The 21,210-nt window shown below is 64.1% G+C and carries 20 protein-coding genes and 1 pseudogene; 11 read left to right on the forward strand and 10 right to left on the reverse strand.

Annotated elements, in window-relative coordinates:
* Window positions 1–38 precede the first annotated feature (38 nt).
* The 3 genes and pseudogenes from creB (at window position 39) to G9C89_RS23060 (ending at window position 2,742) form a co-directional block, all read left to right on the forward strand.
* Window positions 39–731 carry a two-component system response regulator CreB gene (gene creB, locus G9C89_RS23050; RefSeq protein WP_172152682.1) on the forward strand — a complete coding sequence of 231 codons (693 nt, stop codon included), beginning with the start codon at window positions 39–41 and terminating at the stop codon, window positions 729–731.
* Window positions 731–2,165: pseudogene (creC, locus tag G9C89_RS23055) on the forward strand (two-component system sensor histidine kinase CreC). Before creB ends, creC begins: the two are co-directional and overlap by 1 nt.
* Before the next feature lie 142 nt (window positions 2,166–2,307).
* Entirely contained in the window at window positions 2,308–2,742 is a 435-nt protein-coding gene (locus G9C89_RS23060) for a CBS domain-containing protein (RefSeq protein WP_172152684.1), read from the forward strand.
* Window positions 2,743–2,768: 26 nt separating this feature from the next.
* On the opposite strand, the gene G9C89_RS23065 is transcribed toward G9C89_RS23060, so the two are convergent.
* The gene (locus G9C89_RS23065) at window positions 2,769–3,278 is read right to left on the reverse strand and encodes a DinB family protein (protein WP_172152686.1); all 510 of its coding nucleotides are present in this window, start codon (window positions 3,276–3,278) and stop codon (window positions 2,769–2,771) included.
* A gap of 156 nt (window positions 3,279–3,434) precedes the next feature.
* Here G9C89_RS23065 and G9C89_RS23070 point away from each other — a divergent pair, with 156 nt between their 5' ends.
* Window positions 3,435–3,584: a DUF3096 domain-containing protein gene (locus tag G9C89_RS23070; RefSeq protein ID WP_172152688.1), complete on the forward strand. Its 150-nt coding sequence runs from the start codon at window positions 3,435–3,437 to the stop codon at window positions 3,582–3,584.
* A gap of 37 nt (window positions 3,585–3,621) precedes the next feature.
* On the opposite strand, the gene G9C89_RS23075 is transcribed toward G9C89_RS23070, so the two are convergent.
* A complete protein-coding gene (locus G9C89_RS23075) occupies window positions 3,622–4,110 on the reverse strand; it encodes an OsmC family protein (RefSeq protein WP_172152690.1) in 489 nt (162 codons plus the stop codon).
* A gap of 17 nt (window positions 4,111–4,127) precedes the next feature.
* Window positions 4,128–4,463, reverse strand: coding sequence for a hypothetical protein (locus tag G9C89_RS23080; RefSeq protein ID WP_172152692.1), 336 nt, complete (start codon window positions 4,461–4,463; stop codon window positions 4,128–4,130).
* Between the two features lie 235 nt (window positions 4,464–4,698).
* Between G9C89_RS23080 and creD the strand changes: the two genes are divergently transcribed.
* Window positions 4,699–6,072 (forward strand): cell envelope integrity protein CreD, encoded by a 1,374-nt coding sequence (gene creD, locus G9C89_RS23085; RefSeq protein ID WP_172152694.1) that lies wholly within the window; start codon window positions 4,699–4,701, stop codon window positions 6,070–6,072.
* A complete protein-coding gene (locus G9C89_RS23090) occupies window positions 6,069–6,374 on the forward strand; it encodes a hypothetical protein (RefSeq protein WP_390623861.1) in 306 nt (101 codons plus the stop codon). Before creD ends, G9C89_RS23090 begins: the two co-directional genes overlap by 4 nt.
* A 248-nt stretch (window positions 6,375–6,622) precedes the next feature.
* Here G9C89_RS23090 and G9C89_RS23095 read toward each other — a convergent pair whose 3' ends face one another.
* A complete protein-coding gene (locus G9C89_RS23095; protein ID WP_172152696.1) occupies window positions 6,623–7,252 on the reverse strand; it encodes a glutathione S-transferase in 630 nt (209 codons plus the stop codon).
* Window positions 7,253–7,322: 70 nt separating this feature from the next.
* A complete protein-coding gene (locus G9C89_RS23100; RefSeq protein ID WP_172152698.1) occupies window positions 7,323–8,279 on the reverse strand; it encodes a Vgb family protein in 957 nt (318 codons plus the stop codon).
* Between the two features lie 318 nt (window positions 8,280–8,597).
* Between G9C89_RS23100 and G9C89_RS23105 the strand changes: the two genes are divergently transcribed.
* The 3 genes from G9C89_RS23105 to trhP all read left to right on the forward strand — a co-directional run bounded on the left by G9C89_RS23105 (window position 8,598) and on the right by trhP (window position 12,104).
* A complete protein-coding gene (locus tag G9C89_RS23105; protein WP_172152700.1) occupies window positions 8,598–8,864 on the forward strand; it encodes a DUF4212 domain-containing protein in 267 nt (88 codons plus the stop codon).
* Window positions 8,865–8,874: 10 nt separating this feature from the next.
* Entirely contained in the window at window positions 8,875–10,644 is a 1,770-nt protein-coding gene (locus tag G9C89_RS23110) for a sodium:solute symporter family protein (RefSeq protein WP_172152702.1), read from the forward strand.
* Window positions 10,645–10,787: 143 nt separating this feature from the next.
* The gene (gene trhP / locus G9C89_RS23115) at window positions 10,788–12,104 is read left to right on the forward strand and encodes a prephenate-dependent tRNA uridine(34) hydroxylase TrhP (protein WP_172152704.1); all 1,317 of its coding nucleotides are present in this window, start codon (window positions 10,788–10,790) and stop codon (window positions 12,102–12,104) included.
* Between the two features lie 184 nt (window positions 12,105–12,288).
* Here trhP and G9C89_RS23120 read toward each other — a convergent pair whose 3' ends face one another.
* The 5 genes from G9C89_RS23120 to G9C89_RS23140 form a co-directional block, all read right to left on the reverse strand.
* On the reverse strand, window positions 12,289–13,947 hold the full coding sequence (locus G9C89_RS23120; protein ID WP_172152706.1) for a cation acetate symporter: 1,659 nt from the start codon (window positions 13,945–13,947) through the stop codon (window positions 12,289–12,291).
* Entirely contained in the window at window positions 13,944–14,258 is a 315-nt protein-coding gene (locus tag G9C89_RS23125; RefSeq protein WP_172152708.1) for a DUF485 domain-containing protein, read from the reverse strand. Before G9C89_RS23125 ends, G9C89_RS23120 begins: the two co-directional genes overlap by 4 nt.
* A gap of 328 nt (window positions 14,259–14,586) precedes the next feature.
* Window positions 14,587–15,294 (reverse strand): 3'-5' exonuclease, encoded by a 708-nt coding sequence (locus tag G9C89_RS23130; RefSeq protein ID WP_172152710.1) that lies wholly within the window; start codon window positions 15,292–15,294, stop codon window positions 14,587–14,589.
* Window positions 15,291–17,222, reverse strand: a complete 1,932-nt coding sequence (locus G9C89_RS23135; RefSeq protein ID WP_172152721.1) for a putative nucleotidyltransferase substrate binding domain-containing protein — start codon at window positions 17,220–17,222, stop codon at window positions 15,291–15,293. The genes G9C89_RS23130 and G9C89_RS23135 overlap by 4 nt, the downstream gene beginning before the upstream one ends.
* Before the next feature lie 198 nt (window positions 17,223–17,420).
* The gene (locus tag G9C89_RS23140; RefSeq protein ID WP_172152723.1) at window positions 17,421–19,598 is read right to left on the reverse strand and encodes a malate synthase G; all 2,178 of its coding nucleotides are present in this window, start codon (window positions 19,596–19,598) and stop codon (window positions 17,421–17,423) included.
* A gap of 351 nt (window positions 19,599–19,949) precedes the next feature.
* Here G9C89_RS23140 and G9C89_RS23145 point away from each other — a divergent pair, with 351 nt between their 5' ends.
* Both G9C89_RS23145 and G9C89_RS23150 read left to right on the forward strand, forming a co-directional pair.
* Window positions 19,950–20,408 carry a GNAT family N-acetyltransferase gene (locus tag G9C89_RS23145; RefSeq protein WP_172152725.1) on the forward strand — a complete coding sequence of 153 codons (459 nt, stop codon included), beginning with the start codon at window positions 19,950–19,952 and terminating at the stop codon, window positions 20,406–20,408.
* A 68-nt stretch (window positions 20,409–20,476) separates the two neighbouring features.
* Window positions 20,477–20,995 (forward strand): glycine cleavage system protein R, encoded by a 519-nt coding sequence (locus tag G9C89_RS23150; RefSeq protein ID WP_172152727.1) that lies wholly within the window; start codon window positions 20,477–20,479, stop codon window positions 20,993–20,995.
* Window positions 20,996–21,210: the final 215 nt, after the last annotated feature.

The following is a 21,210-nucleotide window of genomic DNA, read 5'->3' on the forward strand; positions in this document are numbered from 1 at the left end:
CAGGCTGCCGGCCGTGACCGCCCGTGTGCAGGACGCCCATGCCGTACATTCTGATCGTCGAAGATGAAGCCGCGATTGCCGACACCCTGGTCTACGCCCTGCAGGCCGAGGGTTTCACCACCTGCTGGTTGGGCCTGGGCGGCGTGGCGCTGGAGCGGTTGGCGGGCGAGCCGTTCGACCTGGTGATTCTCGATGTCGGCCTGCCGGATATTGGCGGTTTCGAAGTCTGCAAGCGCTTGCGGCGTTTTTCCGAGGTGCCGGTGATCTTCCTCACCGCCCGTAGCGAGGAGATCGACCGGGTGGTGGGCCTGGAGATCGGCGCCGACGACTATGTGGTCAAGCCCTTTAGCCCGCGCGAAGTAGCCGCGCGGGTCAAGGCCATCCTCAAGCGCACGGCCCCGCGTCCGCTCGCTGGCGAGGGCCGGCCCGCCGTCGCGGCGACGCTGCGCATCGACGGGCAACGCTATCAGGCCCACTATCACGGTCAGTTGCTCAGCCTGACTCGCCACGAATTCCGCCTGCTGCAGACGCTGCACGGCCAGCCCGAAAGGGTGTTCAGCCGCGAGCAGCTGCTCGATGCCCTCGGCGTGGCGGCCGACGCCGGGTACGAACGCAGCATCGACAGCCATATCAAGAGCCTGCGCGCCAAGCTGCGCCAGGTGGCCGCCGCAGCCGAGCCGATCCAGACCCACCGCGGCCTGGGCTACAGCTATTCGCCGAGGCATGCCTGATGCCATTGGGCGTGCGCATCTTCCTGGTCTATTTCCTCTTCGTCGGCCTGGCCGGCTGGTTCGTGCTGAGCACGGTGATGGAAGAGATCCGCCCCGGCGTGCGCCAGTCCACCGAGGAAACCCTGGTCGACACCGCCAACCTGCTGGCGGAAATCCTCCGCGACGAGGTCAAGGCCGGCAGCCTGCAGCAGGGCCGCCTGCCCGGGTTGCTCCAGGCCTACGGCCAGCGCCAGCCCCGGGCGAGCATCTGGGGCGTGGAAAAGACCCGGGTCAACCACCGCATCTACGTCACCGACGCCAAGGGCAGGGTCCTGCTCGACTCCACGGGGGCGGCGGTGGGCCAGGACTACTCGCGCTGGAACGACGTGCTGCTGACCCTGCGCGGCGAATACGGCGCGCGCTCGACCCGGGAAGACCCGAACGATCCCGACTCCTCGGTGATGTACGTGGCCGCGCCGATCATGGATGGCGAACGGATCATCGGCGTGGTCTCGGTGGCCAAGCCCAACCGCACCCTGCAGCCCTATATCGAGCGTTCCGAGCAGCGTCTGGCCTGGCTCGGCGGCGGTCTGATCGTGCTCGGCTTGTTGATCGGCGCACTGCTGTCCTGGTGGCTCAGCGCCGCGCTGCGCAAGCTGACCCGCTATGCCCAGGCGGTCAGCGCCGGCGAGCGCGCCGAGTTGCCCAGCGTGCGCGGTGGTGAGCTGGCGCAACTGGCCCAGGCCATCGAACGCATGCGCACCGAGCTGGAAGGCAAGGCCTATGTCGAGCGCTATGTGCACACCCGTGACCCACGAACTGAAAAGTCCCCTGGCGGCCATCCGCGGCGCCGCCGAACTGCTCGACGGCGAGATGCCGGGCGAGCAGCGCCAGCGCTTCGTCGCCAATATCGGCCAGGAGAGCGCGCGCATCCAGCAACTGATCGAACGCCTGCTGCACCTGGCCCAGGTGGAGCAGCGCCAGGGCCTGGAAGAGCAGGTGGCGGTGCCGCTGCGGGCGCTGGTCGAGGCCCTGCTGCAGGCGCAGATGGCGCGTATCGAGGCGGCGGGCTTGCGCATCGACAACCTGATCGATGCCGAGCTATGTGTCCGCGGCGAGGCCTTCCTGCTGCGCCAGGCCCTGGCCAACCTGCTGGACAACGCCCTCGACTTCACCCCGCTTGGCGGGGCGATCCGCTTCAGTGCCAAGGCCACGGGCAGCCAGATCGAGCTGCTGCTGTTCAACCAGGGCGAGCCGATTCCCGACTACGCCCTGGCCCGCCTGTGCGAGCGCTTCTACTCCCTGCCGCGCCCCGGCAGCGGGCGCAAAAGCACCGGTTTGGGCCTGAACTTCGTGCAGGAGGTGGTGCAGCTGCATGGCGGTGAGCTGAGCGTCGGCAATGTCGAGGGCGGCGTACAGGCCAGCCTGCGCCTGCCGGCCCGCGGCGCCATCTAAACTATCGTTTGCCGCCGGTAACGCTAGTTGCATCGGCGTCGCCTAGGTGCTCTGATCCTCTTGGCGGGCTGGCTACTATCTTCAAGGCAGCCGGCCTGCGCGTTATTCTCAATTGCAAGAACACCGGACAGGGAGCCACTGCATGAAAACAGTCGCCGAGATACTCAGAGTCAAGCCGCATGCCGCCGTTTATAGCGTCAGCCCCGATACCACGGTGCTCGAGGCGGTCAAGCTGCTGGCCGAGAAGGGCATAGGTGCGCTGCTGGTGCTGGAGAAGGGCCGCCTGGTGGGGATCGTCAGCGAGCGTGATTACGCGCGCAAGGTCGAATTGCTGCAGCGCTCGGCGTTTAGCGCCAAGGTCAGCGAAATCATGACCGCCGAGGTAATCACGGTGGGGCCGCGGGACAGCATGCAGTTTTGCATGCAACTGATGACCGACCGCCATCTGCGCCATTTGCCGGTCTTGGCCGAAGGCGAGCTGATCGGCCTGCTGTCGATCGGTGACCTGGTCAAACACACCATCGCCGAACAGGCCGACCTGATCCAGCAACTGGAGCAGTACATCCGCGGCGAATAACCACCGTCGGGCCGCCCCACCGCCGCTCAGCGCGCGTGGCGGCGCTCGGGCTCGCGCTGATGCAGGAAACGCGTGTAGATATCCCGCGGCGGCGCAATCGACAGCTGCGCCATGATCCGGCCCACCGCGCCGCGGTGGTAGCCACCGTGGCTGACGATATGCGCCAGCATCTCTTCGCGGCTCATGCAGCCGGCATCGCCGTCGACAAAGCCGAAGGCGATGCGCTCGCGCAACTGTTCGGCGCTTAATCCCGCCACGTAGTCCAGATACCAGCGGTCGGTGGCCTGCACCGCCTGGTAGAGCGCATCGAGTGTCGGCGTCTCGGCGGTATTGCTGGCGCTGTAGCCGTGCTGCAGGCCCTGCAGGTTGGCGACGAAGATGCGGTCGACCACATAAATGTGATTGAGGATACGCAGGGCGGCTTGCAGTTCGCTCCGATGAGTCTCGGGATCAAGCCGCTGCAACTCGGCGAACAACTCATGGTTGGCCCAGGCTTTGTACTGAAATAGTGAGGTCAGCAGGGTGCAGGTGCTCATGCGGGTCCTTAAGCAAGTCGAGGGTTAACAGGCTGTTAAAGTCGGCCAGGCAATTTAGCAGTCGGGTAGCGGGCATTGCAGTTGTGTCGAGGCTTAGCGTCCATACTGAGCGTGAGGCATAAACAACCCGTTGAATTACTCGCCAGGAAAAACGCCATGAACCTCGCCCTGACTCCCCTGATTTCCCTGATCGCCGGCATCCTGATTCTGCTGGTGCCGCGCCTGCTGAATTACATCGTGGCCATCTATCTGATCGTGATCGGTCTGGTCGGCATCTTCGGCGGCAACTTCAACCTGCGTTTCTAGCCGGTCAGTTTGACCCTGCTGGCGGCTTGAGCTCGTCTCAAGATCCGCCGGCTTCGTCATGGCGCGGCTCGCAGCGCACTTCGGTCCGTACCGAGTTGGCGATAAAGCATTCCTCGTGGGCCTGGTGATGCATCTGCGCGATCTGCTCGCGGCTGGGCAGGCACGTGCCGGAGAACTGCACGGCGGGGCGCGGGGTGACCCGGGCGATAAACAGCTTGCCGGCGGCATTGGCGCTCATCTGGCCGCGCGCCTGATCGTGGTAGCGATCTACGCAAAAGCCCTGTTTGCCGGCGATGGCGAGAAACCAGAGCATATGGCAGCTGGACAGCGAGGCGACGAAGGCCTCTTCCGGGTCCACCGCCGCCGCATCCGAAAACGGTACGGGCACCACATGGGGCGATGAGGAGCCCGCCACTTCCACGCCGCCATCGAAGCGCAGCAGGTGCCTTCTGCTGTAGCGGTTGTCGAGAAAGTTCTGTTCGCCGCGTTGCCAGAGCACTTCGGCGCCATAGTCAGAGTGGGACATGCGGGTTCCTCAAGGGCTCAGCCCTGGACATTGAAGGCTGGGTGGTAGGTGACGGTGGCCCGGGGCAGGGCGGTGCCGAAGGCCTGCGCCATAAAGTACTGCGGCGGCACAGCCTCCAGCCGCAGGTCGGGTTCGGCCTTGAGGCCGAAGTGCCCGTAATAGGTCGGTTCCCCCAGAACCACGCCAGCCTGTTCGGCCATCAGGGAAACCGTCAGCTGGCCAACGCGGCGCAGGGCCTCGACGATGTACTGCTCGCTATGGCTGCTATGCGCTGCATGCAGGAAGGCGGCGCGGGTCAGCGCCTCGATGCCGGCGCTATCCGCGTGGCTTTGCGGACGAATACTCAAGGTCATGGCCTGGGCCTCCAGTACGGCGGCTTGGGCGTGGCGCAGGGGTTGTCTGGGTTCATCGGCCGGTCATCCTTGCTGGCTGGGGAGTCACGGCAAGCTAACCCGTTAGCCGGTCGCTGTCCACGGGCGCCTGGGCCCGTTGCCCGGACTCTCCATCGAGTCTCCATCTGCCCTGCATAAAACCACCATGCGGACTGCCCAGACTCTCCCTCACCTTAACCGCATCGGAGCGTGCACCATGAACCGTATCCTGGGTTTCAAGCTGGGCACCATCGCCTTGCTGATCCTGCTGTTGCTGATCCCCCTATCGATGATCGGCGGGCTGGTCAGCGAGCGGCAGTATCAGCGCGAGGCGGTATTGCAGGACATCGCCCGCAGTTCCAGTTATCGCCAGCAGATCACCGGACCTGTCCTGGTCCAGCCCTACACCAAGGTCTGGCAGGAGTGGAAAACCCACGCCAAGACCGGTGTGCGTTATCTGCAGGAGCAGCAATATAGCGGGCGCCTGTACTTTCTGCCGGAGCGTTTCGTGCTCAATGGCCAGGTGAGCACCGAGGAGCGCGCGCGGGGCATTTACAAGGCGTTGTTGTACCGCAGCGATAACCAGATCAGCGGCGCCTTCAAGCTACCGGCGCGCCTGGGCCTGGGCGATGAGCTGGGGCTGTATCGCTTCGACACGCCGTTCCTGGCGGTAGGTATCAGCGATATCCGTGGCATCGGCAATGACCTGCAATTGCGCCTGAATGGCACGACCCTGGGCTTCGCTCCGGGCAGTGGCGACCCGCGTTTCGGTGCCGGTGTGCATGCGCCTTTGCCGGCGCTGGATAGCCAGGGCGGGCAATTGCTGGAGTTCGCCTTCGACCTCAAGCTGCAGGGCACCGAGCAGCTGAGCATCACTCCGGTGGGCCGCGACAGCAGGGTCGAGCTGAGCGCCGACTGGCCGCACCCGAGCTTTGTCGGCGAGTACCTGCCGAGCAGCCGCGAGGTGTCGGCCCAGGGCTTCAAGGCGCATTGGCAAACCAGCTTCTTCGCCACCAATCTGCAGGAAGCGCTGCAGGATTGCGTGCACAAGGACAGTTGTCAGGGGCTGGCGGCGCGTAACTTCGGCGTGAGCTTTGTCGACCCGGTGGACCAGTACCTGAAGACCGAGCGGGCGATCAAATATGCCCTGTTGTTCATCGGCCTGACCTTCGCCGTGTTCTTCCTGTTCGAAGTGCTCAAGCGCATGGCGGTGCACCCGGTGCAGTACGCCCTGGTGGGCATGGCTCTGGCGCTGTTCTATCTGCTGTTGCTGTCGCTGTCCGAGCACCTGAGCTTCGCCAGGGCTTACGCCATTTCGGCGCTGGCCTGCGTGTCCCTGATCGGTTTCTACATCAGCCATGTGCTGCACAGCTGGTTGCGCGGCGGGGCTTTCGGGGGGCTGCTGGCGGCGCTCTATGGCCTGCTGTTCGCCCTGCTCGGCGCCGAGGACTATGCCCTGCTGATGGGCTCGCTGCTGGTCTTCGGGGTGCTGGCTGGCGTGATGGTGCTGACCCGCAAGCTCGACTGGTACGGCGTCGGTAAGAGCCCGTCGTCCAGCCCTGGCTGTGCCACTCCGGGGAGCCAAGCATGATGCGATTATTCGTGCGCTTTTCTGCCTGTCTGGCTTTGGGCCTGGTGGTCGCCGTACTGATGCTGCTGGGGCTGATGTTCGCCGGTCAGTTCAACCTGATCGAGGGCCTGCTGCTGTCGGGCAAACCCTTGGCGCAGTTGAGCCTGATCGTGCTGCCCGAGACGTTCTGGCGCGCGCTGACCGGCCTGGCAGACGCCCCGCAGAACCCTGCGCTGCAGTCCTTTCTCAGTCTGTGCGCGGGACTCGGGCAGGTCGCTCTGCTGCTGGCCGGTGGCTTCTTTCGCTGGTGGTACTGGCGATGAGCGGGCATATCGGCTTGCGCGAGGAGGCGCGTGCCGGGCATCTGCTGGCGCGACGGATCGCCCGGTTGTTCGCCCCGGCGCAGGGAGCTGGGCAGGCGTCGGGAAAAACGCTGGTAGACGGTGGCCCGCCGCGCACTGGGTAGGGAGCCAGCTTGCTGTGGTTCGGCACTCCGACGATGCTTTTATGCTGTTTGCACGCCCGGATCGCCAGCAAGCTGGCTCCTACGAAGAATGGCCCGCCGCCGGGCTTAAACCGGCGGCTGGGTGGCCAGCAGCGACGGTCGCTGGCTGACCTCGGCATACCAGTCGGCCAGTTGCGGATAGCGCTGCCGCCAGTTGGATTCGGGCTGGCGAAAATCCAGGTAGCCGAGGGCGCAGGCGACACCGATCGCGGCGATATCGAAGTGGCAGGCCAGTTCGGCGATGGCTTCGGCTTCCAGTTGCGCCAGGGCGCGTTCGATCTTCTCCTGCTGGGCGGTCAACCAGTCGTCCCAGCGCTTTTCTTCGGGGCGCAGGAAGGTCTCGTAACGGATCAGTATCGCCGCATCGAGCATCGCATCGGCCAGCGAGGCGAGGGTCAGGCGGCGCCAGCGCGCCGGCCCCTGCAACGGGATCAGCGGGTCGCCGACGTGTTGCTGGTCGAGGTAATCGAGAATCACCCGGCTGTCGTGCAGCACGCTGCCGTCGGCCAGGCGCAACGCCGGAATCTTGCCGGCCGGGTTCTGTGCATTTACCGCCGCGCTCGGGCTGGTCGGGCTCAGTTGCACCTCCTGCAGGGCGACCCGGTCGAGCTGGCCGGTCTCGTGCAGCAGGACCATGACCTTGCGCACGAAGGGTGAGGTGGGCGAGTGGAACAGGGTCATGCTTGGGCTGGACATGCGGCCTCCTTGACAGGCTATCGATCGCGATCCTTGCAAGCCTACTGCGTTCGCTCTGCGACTGCATGGCTCAGTAACGAATCACCACCAGCCTGTCGGTACCCGACTCGGCTCCCCAGGCTTCGCCGGGGCGGCCGAGCATCTGCCGTACGTTGGCGTCGGGCCGGTCGCTGGGGAAGCTCTGGAAGCGTTCCCGGAGCGGATCGAAAAGCACGATGGCATTGGCCGCGAAATCCGTCAGCCAGACCTGATCCCGCTCATCGACATATACCGAATAGGCCCGCGGGTTGTCGCCTGGCAACGGCCAGCTCTGCCATTGCCGGGCGGCGGGGTCGTAGCGACTGACCTGGCCGCTGTTCCACTCGCTGATCCACAGGCGGCCGTGCGAGTCGCTGCCGATCCGCCGCGCACCCTGGCGCTCGGTGGGCGGCTGAATCACGGTGGCCACGCCGCTGGCGGGATCGATGCGGGCGATATGGTTGCCGGCCAACGAGGCGTACCAGATGCTGCCGTCCGGGGTCGCGGCGATGCCATAGGGGCCGCGCCCGAGCGGCGCCGGCCAGACCTCGATCTGCCGGGTGGCCGGGGCGAGGCGCCCGTAGAAGCCGTTCTGCCCGGTAAACCAGAGGCGCCCTTGCGGATCGAACACGGCGGTATTCAGGTTGGCCCGGGACGCGCTGGCCGGCAGGGGAAAGACCTCGATGGCGAGGCTGCTGCCATCGACGCGGACGATGGCGTTGAGTCCGCTGTCGGTGACCCAGGCCGCCCCCTGGCCATCGACGATTACCCCATGCGGCGCCGAACCCGGGCCCAGCGGCACCTGTTCGGTCGCCCCGTTTTGCGGGTCGAGGCGGCCCAGTGCGCCCTGGCGTTGCGCGGTGTACCAGACCCGACCATCCGCGGCCGGTGCCACGTCATGCGGGCCGGCGCCCGCCGGCAGTGGGTAGTACTGCACCTGCGCGGCCTGTAGCGCGCTGGCGCAGAGGCTGAGCAGGACGATCAGGCCGAGGGTGATGGGACGGTTCATGGCAGGCTCCCGAAACAGAGGTGCATAGCGCTATGGACCCGAAAACCGGGCGAAGGTTACCGCTTGCGGGCACAACCTCGACGGCAACCGCCGATTTGCCTGCGAATCCCGGACTTGAGCGGCTGCCGCGCATTCGACCTTGGTCGGGGCGGGCGGGCCCGGCTGCGCGGATTTTGTGCCTGAATGTCGCGCCAATGGGGGCTCGCCCGCCGTCTGCAAGTGGCAGGGCGCGGGCACTCGACCAAAGTCTCACTGGCGGTCGCCACTGGGACTGCTAACTTGCAAGGGTCAAAACAACAAAAACGAGGAGCTCCTCACATGTCCGTATCTAAGCAAGAGGCCGCCAAGGCCTACTGGAAAGATAACCTGCGACTGATGTTGATCCTGCTGGCCATCTGGTTCGCAGTGTCATTCGGCGCAGGGATTCTGTTTGTCGATCAGCTTAACCATATCCAGTTCTTCGGGTTCCCTCTGGGCTTCTGGTTTGCCCAGCAGGGGTCAATCTATGTGTTCGTGGCGATGATTTTCTTCTATGTCTGGAAGATGAATCAGTACGACCGCAAACACGACGTCCACGAAGAATAAGGCGCCGAGCATGGATACCCAGACTCTGATCTATCTGTTTGTCGGCGCGACGTTTGCGCTGTATATCGGCATCGCGCTCTATACCCGTGCCGGTTCCACCAGCGAGTACTACATCGCCAGCAAGGGCGTGCACCCGATCGCCAACGGTATGGCGACAGGGGCTGACTGGATGTCGGCCGCCTCGTTCATCTCCATGGCGGGGATCATCTCCTTCGTCGGCCTCGACGGTAGCGTGTACCTGATGGGCTGGACCGGCGGTTATGTGCTGCTGGCGATGTGCCTGGCACCCTACCTGCGCAAATTCGGCAAGTTCACCGTGCCGGACTTCATCGGCGAGCGTTACTACTCGCAGACAGCCCGCCTGGTTGCCGTGGTATGCGTGATCTTCATCTCCTTCACCTACGTGGCCGGGCAGATGCGCGGCGTTGGTATCGTCTTCTCCCGTTACCTGGAAGTGGACATCAATACCGGCGTAGTGATCGGCATGTGCATCGTGTTCTTCTACTCCGTGCTTGGCGGCATGAAGGGCATCACCTACACCCAGGTGGCGCAGTACTGCGTGATGATCTTTGCCTACATGGTACCGGCGATCTACATCTCGATGATGATCACCGGCAACCCGATCCCGCAGCTGGGCTTCGGTAGCGACGTGATCGGCACCAACCAGTCGGTACTCGAGCGCCTGAATGGCCTGAGCACCGAACTGGGCTTCAACACCTACACCGATGGCAGCAAGTCGACTATCGACGTGTTCTTCATCACCATGGCGTTGATGGTCGGTACTGCCGGTCTGCCGCACGTGATCGTGCGCTTCTTCACCACCCCGACCGTGCGTGCAGCGCGTCTGTCTGCCGGTTATGCCCTGCTGTTCATCGCCATCCTCTACACCACTGCTCCGGCTATCGCCGCCTTTGCCCGGATCAACCTGCTCAGCAGCATTCCGGACACCAGCTACACCGAAGCGCCGCAGTGGGTTAAGAACTGGGAAAAATCAGGCCTGATCGCCTGGATGGACAAGAACGGTGACGGCAAGATCCAGTACGGCCCAGGTGCTCCATTCGTGGGTGCGCCAACCTTCTCCGCCGAGAAAGGGGTAAGCGGTGAGCGCGTGGTAACCAACGCCGCGACTCCGGCTGCCACCGAGCTGTACGTGGACCGCGACATCATGGTGCTGGCCAACCCGGAAATCGCCAACCTGCCAGGTTGGGTAATCGCCCTGATCGCTGCCGGTGGTCTGGCGGCTGCACTGTCGACTGCTGCCGGTTTGCTGTTGGTGATCTCCACGTCGATCTCGCATGACTTGCTCAAGAGCAGCCTGATGCCGAATATCGGCGAGAAACAGGAGCTGTTGGCTGCACGCTGCGCCGCTGGTGTGGCAGTAGTGGTGGCGGGGTTGTTCGGGATCTATCCGCCGGCCTTCGTGGCGCAGGTGGTGGCGTTCGCCTTCGGCCTGGCTGCGGCCTCGTTCTTCCCGGCCATCGTCATGGGGATTTTCTCCAAGAAGATGAACAAGGAAGGCGCAATTGCCGGCATGGTGGTCGGTCTGGCCTTCACCTTCAGCTACATCGTCTACTTCAAGTTCGTCAATCCAGCGATAGATAACGCTGAACACTGGTGGCTCGGCGTCTCCGCCGAGGGCATCGGCACCCTGGGCATGCTCCTCAACTTCGCCGTTGCAGTGCTTGTCGCCAAGGTCACCGCTGCACCGCCGGAGCATATCCAGCACATCATCGAAGACATCCGCATCCCCCGTGGTGCAGGTGCTGCGATCGATCACTGAGTGCTAAGGCGCTAAACACAACGCCCCGGAAACGGGGCGTTTTGCTGTCTGCAGGATTCCGGCTTTTTATAGATGCAGATCAAGGCCGAGCGGCCGCTGCGCCCCTAGAATCGCGACCCCCTGGATTTTCGAGTGCGCGGCATATGGCCTCTTCACCCCGTTACCCCGAACTGCTGTCCCCGGCCGGCACCCTGAAGAACATGCGCTACGCCTTCGCCTACGGCGCCGATGCGGTCTATGCCGGGCAGCCGCGCTACAGCCTGCGGGTGCGCAACAACGAGTTCGACCATGCCAACCTGGCCTTGGGTATCGCCGAGGCCCATGCCCAGGGCAAGCAGTTCTACGTGGTGGTCAATATCGCGCCGCACAACGCCAAGCTGAAGACCTTCCTCAGGGACCTGCAGCCGGTGATCGAGATGGCCCCGGACGCGCTGATCATGTCCGACCCCGGCCTGATCATGCTGGTGCGCGAACACTTCCCGCAGATGCCGATCCACCTCTCGGTGCAGGCCAATGCGGTGAACTGGGCCAGCGTCAAGTTCTGGCAGCAGCAGGGGCTCTCCAGGGTGATCCTGTCGCGCGAACTGTCGCTGGAAGAGATCGGCGAGATCAAGGACAACGCGCCGGGGATGCAGCTGGAAGTGTTCGTCCACGGCGCGCTGTGCATGGCCTATTCCGGGCGCTGCCTGCTGTCCGGCTACATCAACAAGCGCGACCCCAACCAGGGCAGCTGCACCAACGCCTGCCGCTGGCAGTACCAGGCCGAAACCGCGCAGGAGAACGAGCTGGGCGACATCGTGCGCGTCGTCGAGCCGACCCTGGGCGCCGGCGCCCCTACCGATCAGCTGTTCCTCCTCGAAGACGCCAGCCGTCCCGGCGAGCAGATGGCCGCCTACGAGGACGAGCATGGCACCTACATCATGAACTCCAAGGACCTGCGCGCGGTGCAGCACGTCGAGCGCCTGGTGCAGATGGGCGTGCACTCGCTGAAGATCGAGGGCCGGACCAAATCCCACTACTACGTGGCGCGCACCGCCCAGGTGTACCGCAAGGCGATCGACGATGCCGTGGCCGGGCGGCCGTTCGACAAGTCGTTGTTGGGCACCCTGGAATCCCTGGCCCATCGCGGCTACACCGAGGGCTTTCTGCGCCGCCACGTGCATGACGAATACCAGAATTACGAGCGCGGCAGCTCGGTTTCCGAACAGCAGCAGTTCGTCGGCGAGCTGACCGGCGAACGACGCGGCGAGCTGGCCGAAGTGCGGGTGAAGAACCGCTTCGCCGTGGGCGATGGCCTGGAGCTGATGACGCCCCAGGGCAACCTGCGCCTGCGCCTGGATGCCCTGGAGAATCGCCAGGGCCAGGCGATCGGCGTGGCGCCGGGCGACGGCCATGTGGTCTACCTGGCGCTGCCGGCCGAGGTGCAATTGGAGTACGGCTTGTTGATGCGCGATCTGTAACTGTGGCTGTAGCGGGCCCGCGTCGGCCGCAGATAGTCCAAGGCATTCCCGCCAAGGCGCCCCGCGACCCGTCGACCGTTGTGCCGGCAACGGCCCTGCAGGCGAAGGCATGGCGGGCGAGGTATCTTGCGCGCACAAAAAAGGGCAGCCCGAAGGCTGCCCAGATCATTGCGAAGGCTGTTGCTTAGTGGTTCGCCGCACCGCTGGCACCCAGGCCAGTTTGTGAGCGGACGAATTGCGGCAGGAAGCGTGCACGCTCATCGACAGCCGAAGTGGACTTGTCGGTGATGGAGAAGAACCAGATGCTGGCAAAGGCCACGATCATCGAGAACAGCGCCGGATACTCGTATGGGAAGATGGCTTGGGCATTACCCAGTACCTGTACCCATACGGTTGGGCCAAGGATCATCAGCGCCACTGCGGTCCCCAGGCCCAGCCAGCCGCCGATCATGGCGCCACGGGTGGTCAGGTTCTTCCAGTACATGCTGAGGAACAGCACCGGGAAGTTGCAGCTGGCGGCAATCGAGAACGCCAGGCCGACCATGAAGGCGATGTTCTGCTTCTCGAACGCGATACCCAGGCCGATGGCGAGTACGCCGAGGGCTACGGTGGTGATCTTCGAAACGCGCAGTTCATCCTTCTCGTTGACTTTGCCCTTCTTGATCACGCTGGCGTAGATGTCATGCGACACCGCCGAGGCACCGGCCAAGGTCAGGCCGGCAACCACCGCGAGGATGGTGGCGAAGGCCACTGCCGAGATGAAACCGAGGAACAGGCTGCCACCGACGGCATTGGCCAGGTGCACCGCGGCCATGTTGTTGCCGCCCAGCAGAGCGCCAGCCTCATCCTTGAACACCGGATTGGTGCTGACCAGCAGGATCGCGCCGAAGCCGATGATGAAGGTCAGGATGTAGAAGTAGCCGATAAAGCCGGTCGCATAGAACACGCTCTTGCGGGCTTCTTTGGCGTCGCTCACGGTGAAGAAGCGCATCAGGATGTGCGGCAGGCCGGCAGTCCCGAACATCAGCGCCAGGCCCAGGGAGATGGCGGAGATCGGGTCTTTCACCAGGCCGCCGGGGCTCATGATCGCCAAGCCCTTTTCATGCACCCTGACCGCTTCGGAGAACAGGGTGCCGAAGTCGAAGTTGACGTGCTTCATCACCATAAAGGCCATGAACGAGGCGCCGGAGAGCAGCAGCGCGGCTTTGATGATCTGCACCCAGGTAGTCGCCAGCATGCCGCCGAACAGCACGTAGAGCACCATCAGGATACCGACCAGGATCACCGCGACGTGGTAGTCGAGGCCGAACAGCAGTTGGACCAGCTTACCGGCACCGACCATTTGCGCGATCAGGTAGAACGCCACCACCACCAATGAACCGCTGGCGGACAGGGTGCGGACTTCTCTCTGCTTCAGGCGGTACGAGGCCACGTCGGCGAAGGTGTACTTGCCGAGGTTGCGCAGGCGCTCCGCAATCAGGAACAGGATGATCGGCCAGCCGACCAGGAAGCCGATCGAGTAGATCAGGCCGTCGTAGCCAGAGGTGAACACCAGGGCGGAAATACCCAGGAAAGACGCCGCCGACATGTAGTCGCCGGCAATTGCCAGGCCGTTCTGGAAGCCCGAGATTTTGCCGCCGGCGGTGTAGAAATCGGAGGTGGAGGTATTACGCTTGGAGGCCCAGTAGGTGATGCACAGCGTCGCGCCGACGAAGACCAGGAACATCACGACGGCGGACACGTTCAGCGGCTGGCGTTGCACGGCGCCGGTCAGCGCTTCGGCGGCCCATAGGGCCGGAGCGAAGGCGAACAGTCCCAGGGTGGCAAGAAGACGCGCAATCATTTTTGCACCTCATCCAGAATGGCTTGGTTCAGACCGTCGAATTCGCCGTTGGCGCGGTAGACGTAAATACCGGTCAGGATGAAGGCCGAGAGGATCAGCCCCACCCCCACTGGAATCCCCCAGGTGATGACCGAGTCCGGGCTGATCGGCTTGCCGAACAGCTGCGGATCAAAGGCGATGACCAGGATGAAGGCCACATACAGGCCGAGCATGATGGCTGAGAGTATCCAGGCGAATCGCTCGCGTTTGGATACCAGTTCTTTAAAGCGCGGACTTTTTTCAATCTGCCGGTAAATGCTGTCGTTGCTCATTTTGTTGTCCTCCGCAGCGCATGGATTGCTGGTGCGGCAACTCTACTGCGCCCATGTCCGGGCGACAGACGACCATAGTCTTGATGGAGACCATAGTCTTAGTCGCAGCAATAGCCCCCAAAACAACCAGGAGGCGCAGAGATTGTGAAAATATCGAGCAGCGTCGCGAGGCGGTCGCGGTAGGCGAGAGCTTCTCAGTGCCGGCACTGAACGGCTTGGTTAACGCGCCTGCCAACAGGCGGTCAACCACAGTTTGTTCGCAACCGCTCCTTGGTCCGGTCCGGGGGCGCCCACCGCCGGGCGTGTCGCGCGCCGATGGTGGTCGAAGTCAAATCAAATGGACTTTCTGCCGCCTGCGCCAGCCCGCCAGGCGTTGTTCCAGTGCCTGCAAGCTGTCGAGTTGCTGACGGCGGGCACGGCTGAACAGGATCAACGCCAGCTCGGCGGTGACCAGTGCGTCGGCGCTGGCGTGATGGCGCTGCTGCGCCTGGAGGCCGAAGTAGCGGGTCCAGTCGTCCAGGCCGCCGCGCGGGATCTTCGCCTGCGGGCAGAGCAGCGGCGCCAGTTCGGCGACATCGAAGAAGCGGTGGCGCAGGCTGTAGCCCAGGCTCTGCTTGAGGGCGCGCGCGAGCATGCGCTGGTCGAAACCGGCGTGGAAGGCCAGCAGCGGGCTGTCGCCGACGAACTCCATAAAGGCCAGCAAGGCTTCGGCCGGCTCGCTGCCGGCGGCGATCTGGCTGGGCGCCAGGCCGTGGATCAGCACGCTGGGGCCGACCTTGTGGTCGAGGCGTTGCAAGGTGCATTCGAACTGCTGGCCAAGGTCGATGGCGCCCCGTTCGATCACCACCGCGCCAATCGACAGCAACTGGTCGCGCTTCATGTCGAAGCCGCTGGTTTCCAGGTCGAGCACCACCAGGCGCTGCTCGCCCAGCGGCCGGTGATCGAGGCTGGCCGGCGCGGCCAGGCCGATGCGCCGATCCAGTTGCGCTTCGAGCAGGGCGGGGCCGCGGCCAGTGAACCAGGTGAACTGACTCATAGCTGGTACCTCAGCGCCAGGCTGCTTTGCAGGCGCTGGGCCTGGCGAAAGGCTTCGCGCAGGATGCGTCGGTCCAGCTGGTTGAGGCTGTCGGGATCGATCCGGTTGGAGTAGGGCCGCCCCTGCTTGGCTTGCAGCTGATGTTGCTGCATGCGTGTCTGCTGGATGAAGTGGTAGGCCTCTTCATAGGCCGCGCCGTCGAGCGTTTCGATCACGCCCTTGGCGATCAGCTCGCGCAGGCGCTCCAGGGTGTTGCAGGTCTCGACGCCATGGGCCAGGGCCAGCAGGCGGGCGCCATCGACGAAGGGGGTCAGGCCTTGCACCTTGAGGTCGAGGGTGTCTTTCTCGGCGCCCTTGCGGGCCACCACGAAATCGCGGAAACGTCCAACCGGCGGGCGCTGGCGCAGGGCATTCTCGGCCATCATGCGTTGGAACAGGCTGTTGTTGGCGACCTGCTTGAGCAGACCCTGGCGCACCAGGTCACAGCCGTGGGCATCGCCCCAGACCACCCGCAGGTCGAAGTAGATGCTCGATTTGAGCAGGTTCTCCGGGGTCGCTTCATCGATAAAACTGTTGAAGCGCCGCGTCCACTCATGGCGTGACAGGCACAGTTCCGGGTTGCCGGCCATGATGTTGCCCTTGCACAGGGTGAAACCGCATTGGGCCAGGCGCTGGTTGATCTCGACGGCCAGCGGCAGCAGGCGTCGGCGCATGTCGGCGGCGGTCACCGAGTCGGCGGCTTCGAACAGGATGCCGTTGTCCTGGTCGGTGTGCAGGGTCTGTTCGCGGCGGCCCTCGCTGCCGAAGCACAGCCAGGTGAAGGGCACGCCGGGGTCGCCGAGGTCTTCCAGGGTCAGCTCGATCACCCGGCACACGGTGTGGTCGTTGAACAGGGTGATGATGTGGGTGATCTGGGTCGAGCTGGCGCCATGGGCGAGCATGCGCTCGACCAGTTGCTGGATGTCGCTGCGCAATGCGGCCAGGGTCTCGACCGTGCCGGCATGACGGATGGTGCGGGCCAGATGGACCAGGTCGACCCGCTGCAGGGAGAACAGGTCGCGCTCGGAAACCACGCCGCACAGGCGCTCGTGTTCGACCAGGCAAATGTGGGCAATATGCCGCTCGGTCATGGCGATTGCCGCCTCGAAGGCGCTGGCGTCGGGCGGCAGGTAGAAGGGCTCGAGCGTCATCAGGCTGTCGATCGGCTGATCCAGCGAGCTGCCGTCGGCGATCACCCGGCGCAGGTCGCGCAGGGTGAAGATGCCCAGGGGTTTGAGCGCCGGATCGACGATGACGATGCAGCCGACGTGCTGCTCGTGCATCAACTGCACGGCCTTGCGTAGTGGCGTGGCCGGCGGGCAGCTGATCGGCTGGCGCATGGCCAGTTCACCCAGGCGGCTGTCCAGCGAGTACTGCGCGCCGAGGCTTTCCACCGCACGCATCTGTACCTGCTGGTTGACCTGGTCGAGCAGGCTGCTGACCCCGCGCAGGGCGAAGTCGCGAAACGGGTTGGACAGCGAGAACAGCTTGACGAAGGCCGGCTTGTTCAGCAGCAGGCAGAAGGTGTCCTCGGCCGCCAGGTGTTCGGTGCGGGTGGCGCGCTCGCCAATCAGCGCCGCCAGCGGGAAGCATTCGCCGCTGGTGATTTCGAAGGTGGTTTCCGTGCCGCGCTTGGCCGAGTGCGGACGCTCGCCATGCACATGGCCCTGCTTGACGATGTAGAAGTATTCGACCGGGCCATCAGTCGGCTTGATGATGGTCTCGCCCGCGCTGTAGAAGCGCATCTGGCAGTTTTCCACCAGGTAGGCCAGGTGGGCCATGTCCATCTGGTTGAACGGGGGATATTTCTGCAGGAACTCCACGGTGCCGTGGATGTTCTGCAACACCGCTGTCTTGCCCGCCTGGGTGTAAGCGTCCGATTTGCTCATGCCGCGCGGCCTCGAAGCAACTGTGAATGACTATGGTCTGCCGCAACGGCCAGGGTGCCCATTGGACGTAAGTCTAGAAGGCTGGTGAGCGGGCATGAAAAAGACGATGTGACCGTTATGTGTTGCGCCCAACACGGAGCGGGTACAGCCATAAAAAAACCGCCCAGGAGGGCGGTTTCTCGGTGTTGCGGCGGCGAGTTACAGGCCGTTCTTCAGCTTGAACTCGCGGCGACGGCGGTGCAGCACCGGCTCGGTGTAGCCGTTGGGCTGCTTGCCGCCTTCGACCACCAGCTCCAGGGCCGCCTGGAAGGCGATGTTGCTGTCGAAGTCCGGCGCCAGCGGGCGGTACAGCGGGTCGCCGGCGTTCTGCCGATCGACCACCGGGGCCATGCGCTTGAGGCTCTCGACCACCTGTTCCTGGGTGACCACGCCATGGCGTAGCCAGTTGGCCATGTGCTGGCTGGAGATGCGCAGGGTGGCGCGGTCTTCCATCAGGCCGATGTCGTTGATGTCCGGTACCTTGGAGCAGCCGACGCCCTGGTCGATCCAGCGCACCACGTAGCCGAGGATGCCCTGCGAGTTGTTGTCCAGTTCGTTCTGGATTTCCTCGGGCGTCCAGTTGGTGTCGGCGGCCAGCGGGATGCTCAGGATGTCGTCCAGCGACGCCGGCGCACGCTTGGCCAGTTCGGCCTGGCGGGCGAACACGTCGACCTGGTGGTAGTGCAGCACGTGCAGGGCGGCCGCGGTCGGCGAGGGGACCCAGGCGGTGTTGGCGCCGGCCAGCGGGTGGGCGATCTTCTGCTCGAGCATCGCCGCCATCAGGTCGGGCATGGCCCACATGCCCTTGCCGATCTGCGCGCGGCCCTGCAGGCCGCAGGCCAGGCCGACGTCGACGTTGTTGTCTTCGTAGGCGGCGATCCACTTCTGGCTCTTCATAGCGGCCTTGCGCACCATGGCGCCGGCTTCCATCGAGGTGTGGATCTCGTCGCCGGTGCGGTCGAGGAAGCCGGTGTTGATGAACACCACGCGCTCGGACGCCGCCTTGATGCAGGCCTTGAGGTTGACCGTGGTGCGCCGCTCTTCGTCCATGATGCCGACTTTCAGGGTGTTGCGCGGCAGGCCGAGGACGTCCTCGACGCGGCCAAACAGTTCGCTGGTGAAGGCGACTTCTTCCGGGCCGTGCATCTTCGGTTTGACGATGTAGATCGAGCCGGTGCGGGTGTTCTTGCGGCTAGTGTTGCCATTCAGGTTGTGGATGGCGATCAGGCTGGTCAGCACCCCGTCCATGATGCCTTCCGGAACCTCGAAGCCCTGGCTGTCGACGATGGCGTCGATGGTCATCAGGTGGCCGACGTTGCGGATGAACAGCAGGCTGCGCCCGTGCAGGGTCAGCTCGCCGCCGTCGGCCTGGGTGTAGACCCGGTCCGGGTTCATGGTGCGGGTGAAGGTCTCGCCGCCCTTGGACACGCTCTCGGCCAGGTCGCCTTTCATCAGGCCCAGCCAGTTGCGGTAGACCACCACCTTGTCGTCGGCATCGACCGCGGCGATCGAGTCTTCGCAGTCCATGATGGTGGTCAGCGCCGCTTCCATCAGCAGGTCCTTGACTCCGGCCGGATCGGTCTGGCCGACCGGGGTGCTGGCGTCGATCTGGATTTCGAAGTGCAGGCCGTTGTGCTTGAGCAGCACGGCGATCGGCGCCTGGGCGTCGCCCTGGAAACCGGCCAGCTGGCTGTCGTCGAGCAGGCCGCTGTTGCTGCCGCCCTTGAGGCTGACCAGCAGTTTGCCGGCTTCGATGCGGTAGCCGGTGGCGTCGACATGGGAGCCGGCGGCCAGCGGTGCAGCCTGGTCGAGAAAGGCGCGGGCGAAGGCGATGACCTTGTCACCGCGCACCTTGTTGTAGCCCTTGCCTTTCTCGGCACCGCCTGCTTCGCTGATCGCGTCGGTGCCGTAGAGGGCATCGTACAGCGAGCCCCAGCGGGCGTTGGAGGCGTTGAGGGCGAAGCGCGCGTTCATCACCGGCACTACCAGCTGCGGGCCGGCCAGACGGGCGATTTCTTCGTCGACGTTCTCGGTGCTGGCCTGGAAGTCAGCCGGCTGCGGCAGCAGGTAGCCGATTTCCTCGAGGAAGGCCTTGTAGGCCACGGCATCGAAGGTCTGACCGGCGCGGGCCTGGTGCCAGGCGTCGATCTGCGCCTGGATCTGGTCGCGCTTGGCGAGCAGGGCACGGTTTTTCGGGGCCAGTTCGTTGATCACGGCCTCAAAGCCGGTCCAGAACTTGTCGGCAGCGATGCCGGTACCGGGGATGGCTTCGTTGTTCACGAAGTCGAACAGCACTTTGGCGACCTGCAGGCCACCCACTTGAACGCGTTCAGTCATCACTTGCCTCACTCTGCTCAGCTCTTCAGCTCTACTCGATAGCCGCTTCGGACCGGGGAAAAAAGTCTTGTAGTCCAAGGCGCGGCATACTACATCAAGATTCCTGGAAAATCAGTGGGTGCGCGTCGTTGTACGACCAAGAGACGCCTTGCAGTCACGGAGAGGATTTTGTGTTCTCAAAATAGCCAATTATTGTTCCATGAAATAATTAAAACGGTACACAAAAAATACGTGGGCTGCTCGGCGGCTGTTGGTCGGGCTGCCTATACTGCGACGACGGTATCGATACCGCGGCTAAGAACTACGCCTGCTGCGATGGAGTTCCATGTGGGTTAGCGGAGGAGTGAAACGATGCGCATACACGCGGCCAGCCCGGCCGATCTCGACGATCTGGTTCAGTTGTTTGCCGGCTACCTGCAGTTTTATCAAGAAGACAAACCGCTGGCGGCGATCCGCGTTTTTCTGGCGGCGCGCCTGAGTAGCGGTGACTCCCAGCTGTTTCTGGCGCGTGACGCGCAGGGGGGGGCGCTGGGCTTCGTCCAGCTCTACCCGTTTCAGGCTTCGCTGGCGCTGCAGCCGGCCTGGCTGTTGAGCGACCTCTATGTGCTCGAGGCCGCCAGGCGTCAGGGGGTTGGCGAAGCGCTGATGAACACCGCCCGCGCTCACGCCGAAACCACTGGCGCCTGCGGTTTGCAGTTGCAGACGGCGAAGAGCAATCTGGTCGGGCAGGCGTTGTACGAGCGGCTCGGCTATGTGCGCGACGAGCTGTTCCACACCTACTGGTTGGCCTTGCCGCCAGACGACGACTGAACGCGGAGCCGCTGTCGTGCGCCCGGCTCGCCATTACCTGACTGCTGAACATTAACGAGAGGCTTGCCATGGATCATCTGGTACTAACGGTCATCGCCAAGGATCAACCCGGGCTGGTCGAGCGGCTCGCCCAGTGCGTGGCCGACCACGGCGGCAACTGGCTGGAAAGTCGCATGTCGCGCATGGCCGGACAGTTCGCCGGGATCCTGCGCGTTGCGGTGCCGGCCAAGGCCCACGCCGAACTGGTCGAGGCGCTGCAGGGCCTGAGCGTCGAGGGTATTCGCGTGCTATTGGAGCAAGGCGGCGCCGAACCCTCTGGCAACTGGAAGTCGATTCATCTCGAGCTGGTCGGCAATGATCGTCCGGGCATCATCCGCGACATCACCCGCTTGCTCGCCGAGCACGGGGTCAATCTGGAAAGCCTGATCACCGAAGTGGCACCGGCACCGATGAGTAGCGAGTTGCTGTTCCACGCCGAAGCGCAGTTGGCGGTGCCGCTGGAATTATCCCTCGATGTGTTGCAGGCCAAGCTGGAAACCCTCGCCGACGACCTGATGGTGGAGCTCAACCTGCGCACCGATGCCTGAGAGGGCGGCGTTGTGCACATATCCACGGCTGGCGTGGGTATCGCTGTGGATAAGCTGGGGAACCCCGGCGCTCTGGCTAGAGCCCCGCGGCTCTCCGGGTGCTGGTTAAAAAAGCAGCTATTTCAATAACTTGTGCACACAGGCCGGGGATGCTTCTGTGGATAAGGTCGGGATGGATGGCTGCAGCCCAGGATTGACGCGGCATGCAGGTGGCT

The sequence above is a fragment of the Pseudomonas tumuqii genome, from assembly GCF_013184545.1.
GTDB lineage: Bacteria > Pseudomonadota > Gammaproteobacteria > Pseudomonadales > Pseudomonadaceae > Aquipseudomonas > Aquipseudomonas tumuqii.

Excerpts from the sequence above, each read along its gene's own strand:
- trhP (WP_172152704.1), top strand. The coding sequence starts at position 10,788 with ATGGCCTCTTCACCCCGTTACCCCGAACTGCTGTCCCCGGCCGGCACC.
- G9C89_RS23100 (WP_172152698.1), bottom strand. The coding sequence starts at position 8,279 with ATGAACCGTCCCATCACCCTCGGCCTGATCGTCCTGCTCAGCCTCTGC.
- creB (WP_172152682.1), top strand. The coding sequence starts at position 39 with ATGCCGTACATTCTGATCGTCGAAGATGAAGCCGCGATTGCCGACACC.
- G9C89_RS23135 (WP_172152721.1), bottom strand. The coding sequence starts at position 17,222 with ATGAGCAAATCGGACGCTTACACCCAGGCGGGCAAGACAGCGGTGTTG.
- G9C89_RS23060 (WP_172152684.1), top strand. The coding sequence starts at position 2,308 with ATGAAAACAGTCGCCGAGATACTCAGAGTCAAGCCGCATGCCGCCGTT.
- G9C89_RS23120 (WP_172152706.1), bottom strand. The coding sequence starts at position 13,947 with ATGATTGCGCGTCTTCTTGCCACCCTGGGACTGTTCGCCTTCGCTCCG.
- G9C89_RS23110 (WP_172152702.1), top strand. The coding sequence starts at position 8,875 with ATGGATACCCAGACTCTGATCTATCTGTTTGTCGGCGCGACGTTTGCG.
- G9C89_RS23095 (WP_172152696.1), bottom strand. The coding sequence starts at position 7,252 with ATGTCCAGCCCAAGCATGACCCTGTTCCACTCGCCCACCTCACCCTTC.
- creD (WP_172152694.1), top strand. The coding sequence starts at position 4,699 with ATGAACCGTATCCTGGGTTTCAAGCTGGGCACCATCGCCTTGCTGATC.
- G9C89_RS23080 (WP_172152692.1), bottom strand. The coding sequence starts at position 4,463 with ATGACCTTGAGTATTCGTCCGCAAAGCCACGCGGATAGCGCCGGCATC.
- G9C89_RS23140 (WP_172152723.1), bottom strand. The coding sequence starts at position 19,598 with ATGACTGAACGCGTTCAAGTGGGTGGCCTGCAGGTCGCCAAAGTGCTG.
- G9C89_RS23125 (WP_172152708.1), bottom strand. The coding sequence starts at position 14,258 with ATGAGCAACGACAGCATTTACCGGCAGATTGAAAAAAGTCCGCGCTTT.
- G9C89_RS23065 (WP_172152686.1), bottom strand. The coding sequence starts at position 3,278 with ATGAGCACCTGCACCCTGCTGACCTCACTATTTCAGTACAAAGCCTGG.
- G9C89_RS23070 (WP_172152688.1), top strand. The coding sequence starts at position 3,435 with ATGAACCTCGCCCTGACTCCCCTGATTTCCCTGATCGCCGGCATCCTG.
- G9C89_RS23145 (WP_172152725.1), top strand. The coding sequence starts at position 19,950 with ATGCGCATACACGCGGCCAGCCCGGCCGATCTCGACGATCTGGTTCAG.
- G9C89_RS23130 (WP_172152710.1), bottom strand. The coding sequence starts at position 15,294 with ATGAGTCAGTTCACCTGGTTCACTGGCCGCGGCCCCGCCCTGCTCGAA.
- G9C89_RS23105 (WP_172152700.1), top strand. The coding sequence starts at position 8,598 with ATGTCCGTATCTAAGCAAGAGGCCGCCAAGGCCTACTGGAAAGATAAC.
- G9C89_RS23150 (WP_172152727.1), top strand. The coding sequence starts at position 20,477 with ATGGATCATCTGGTACTAACGGTCATCGCCAAGGATCAACCCGGGCTG.
- G9C89_RS23090 (WP_390623861.1), top strand. The coding sequence starts at position 6,069 with ATGATGCGATTATTCGTGCGCTTTTCTGCCTGTCTGGCTTTGGGCCTG.
- G9C89_RS23075 (WP_172152690.1), bottom strand. The coding sequence starts at position 4,110 with ATGTCCCACTCTGACTATGGCGCCGAAGTGCTCTGGCAACGCGGCGAA.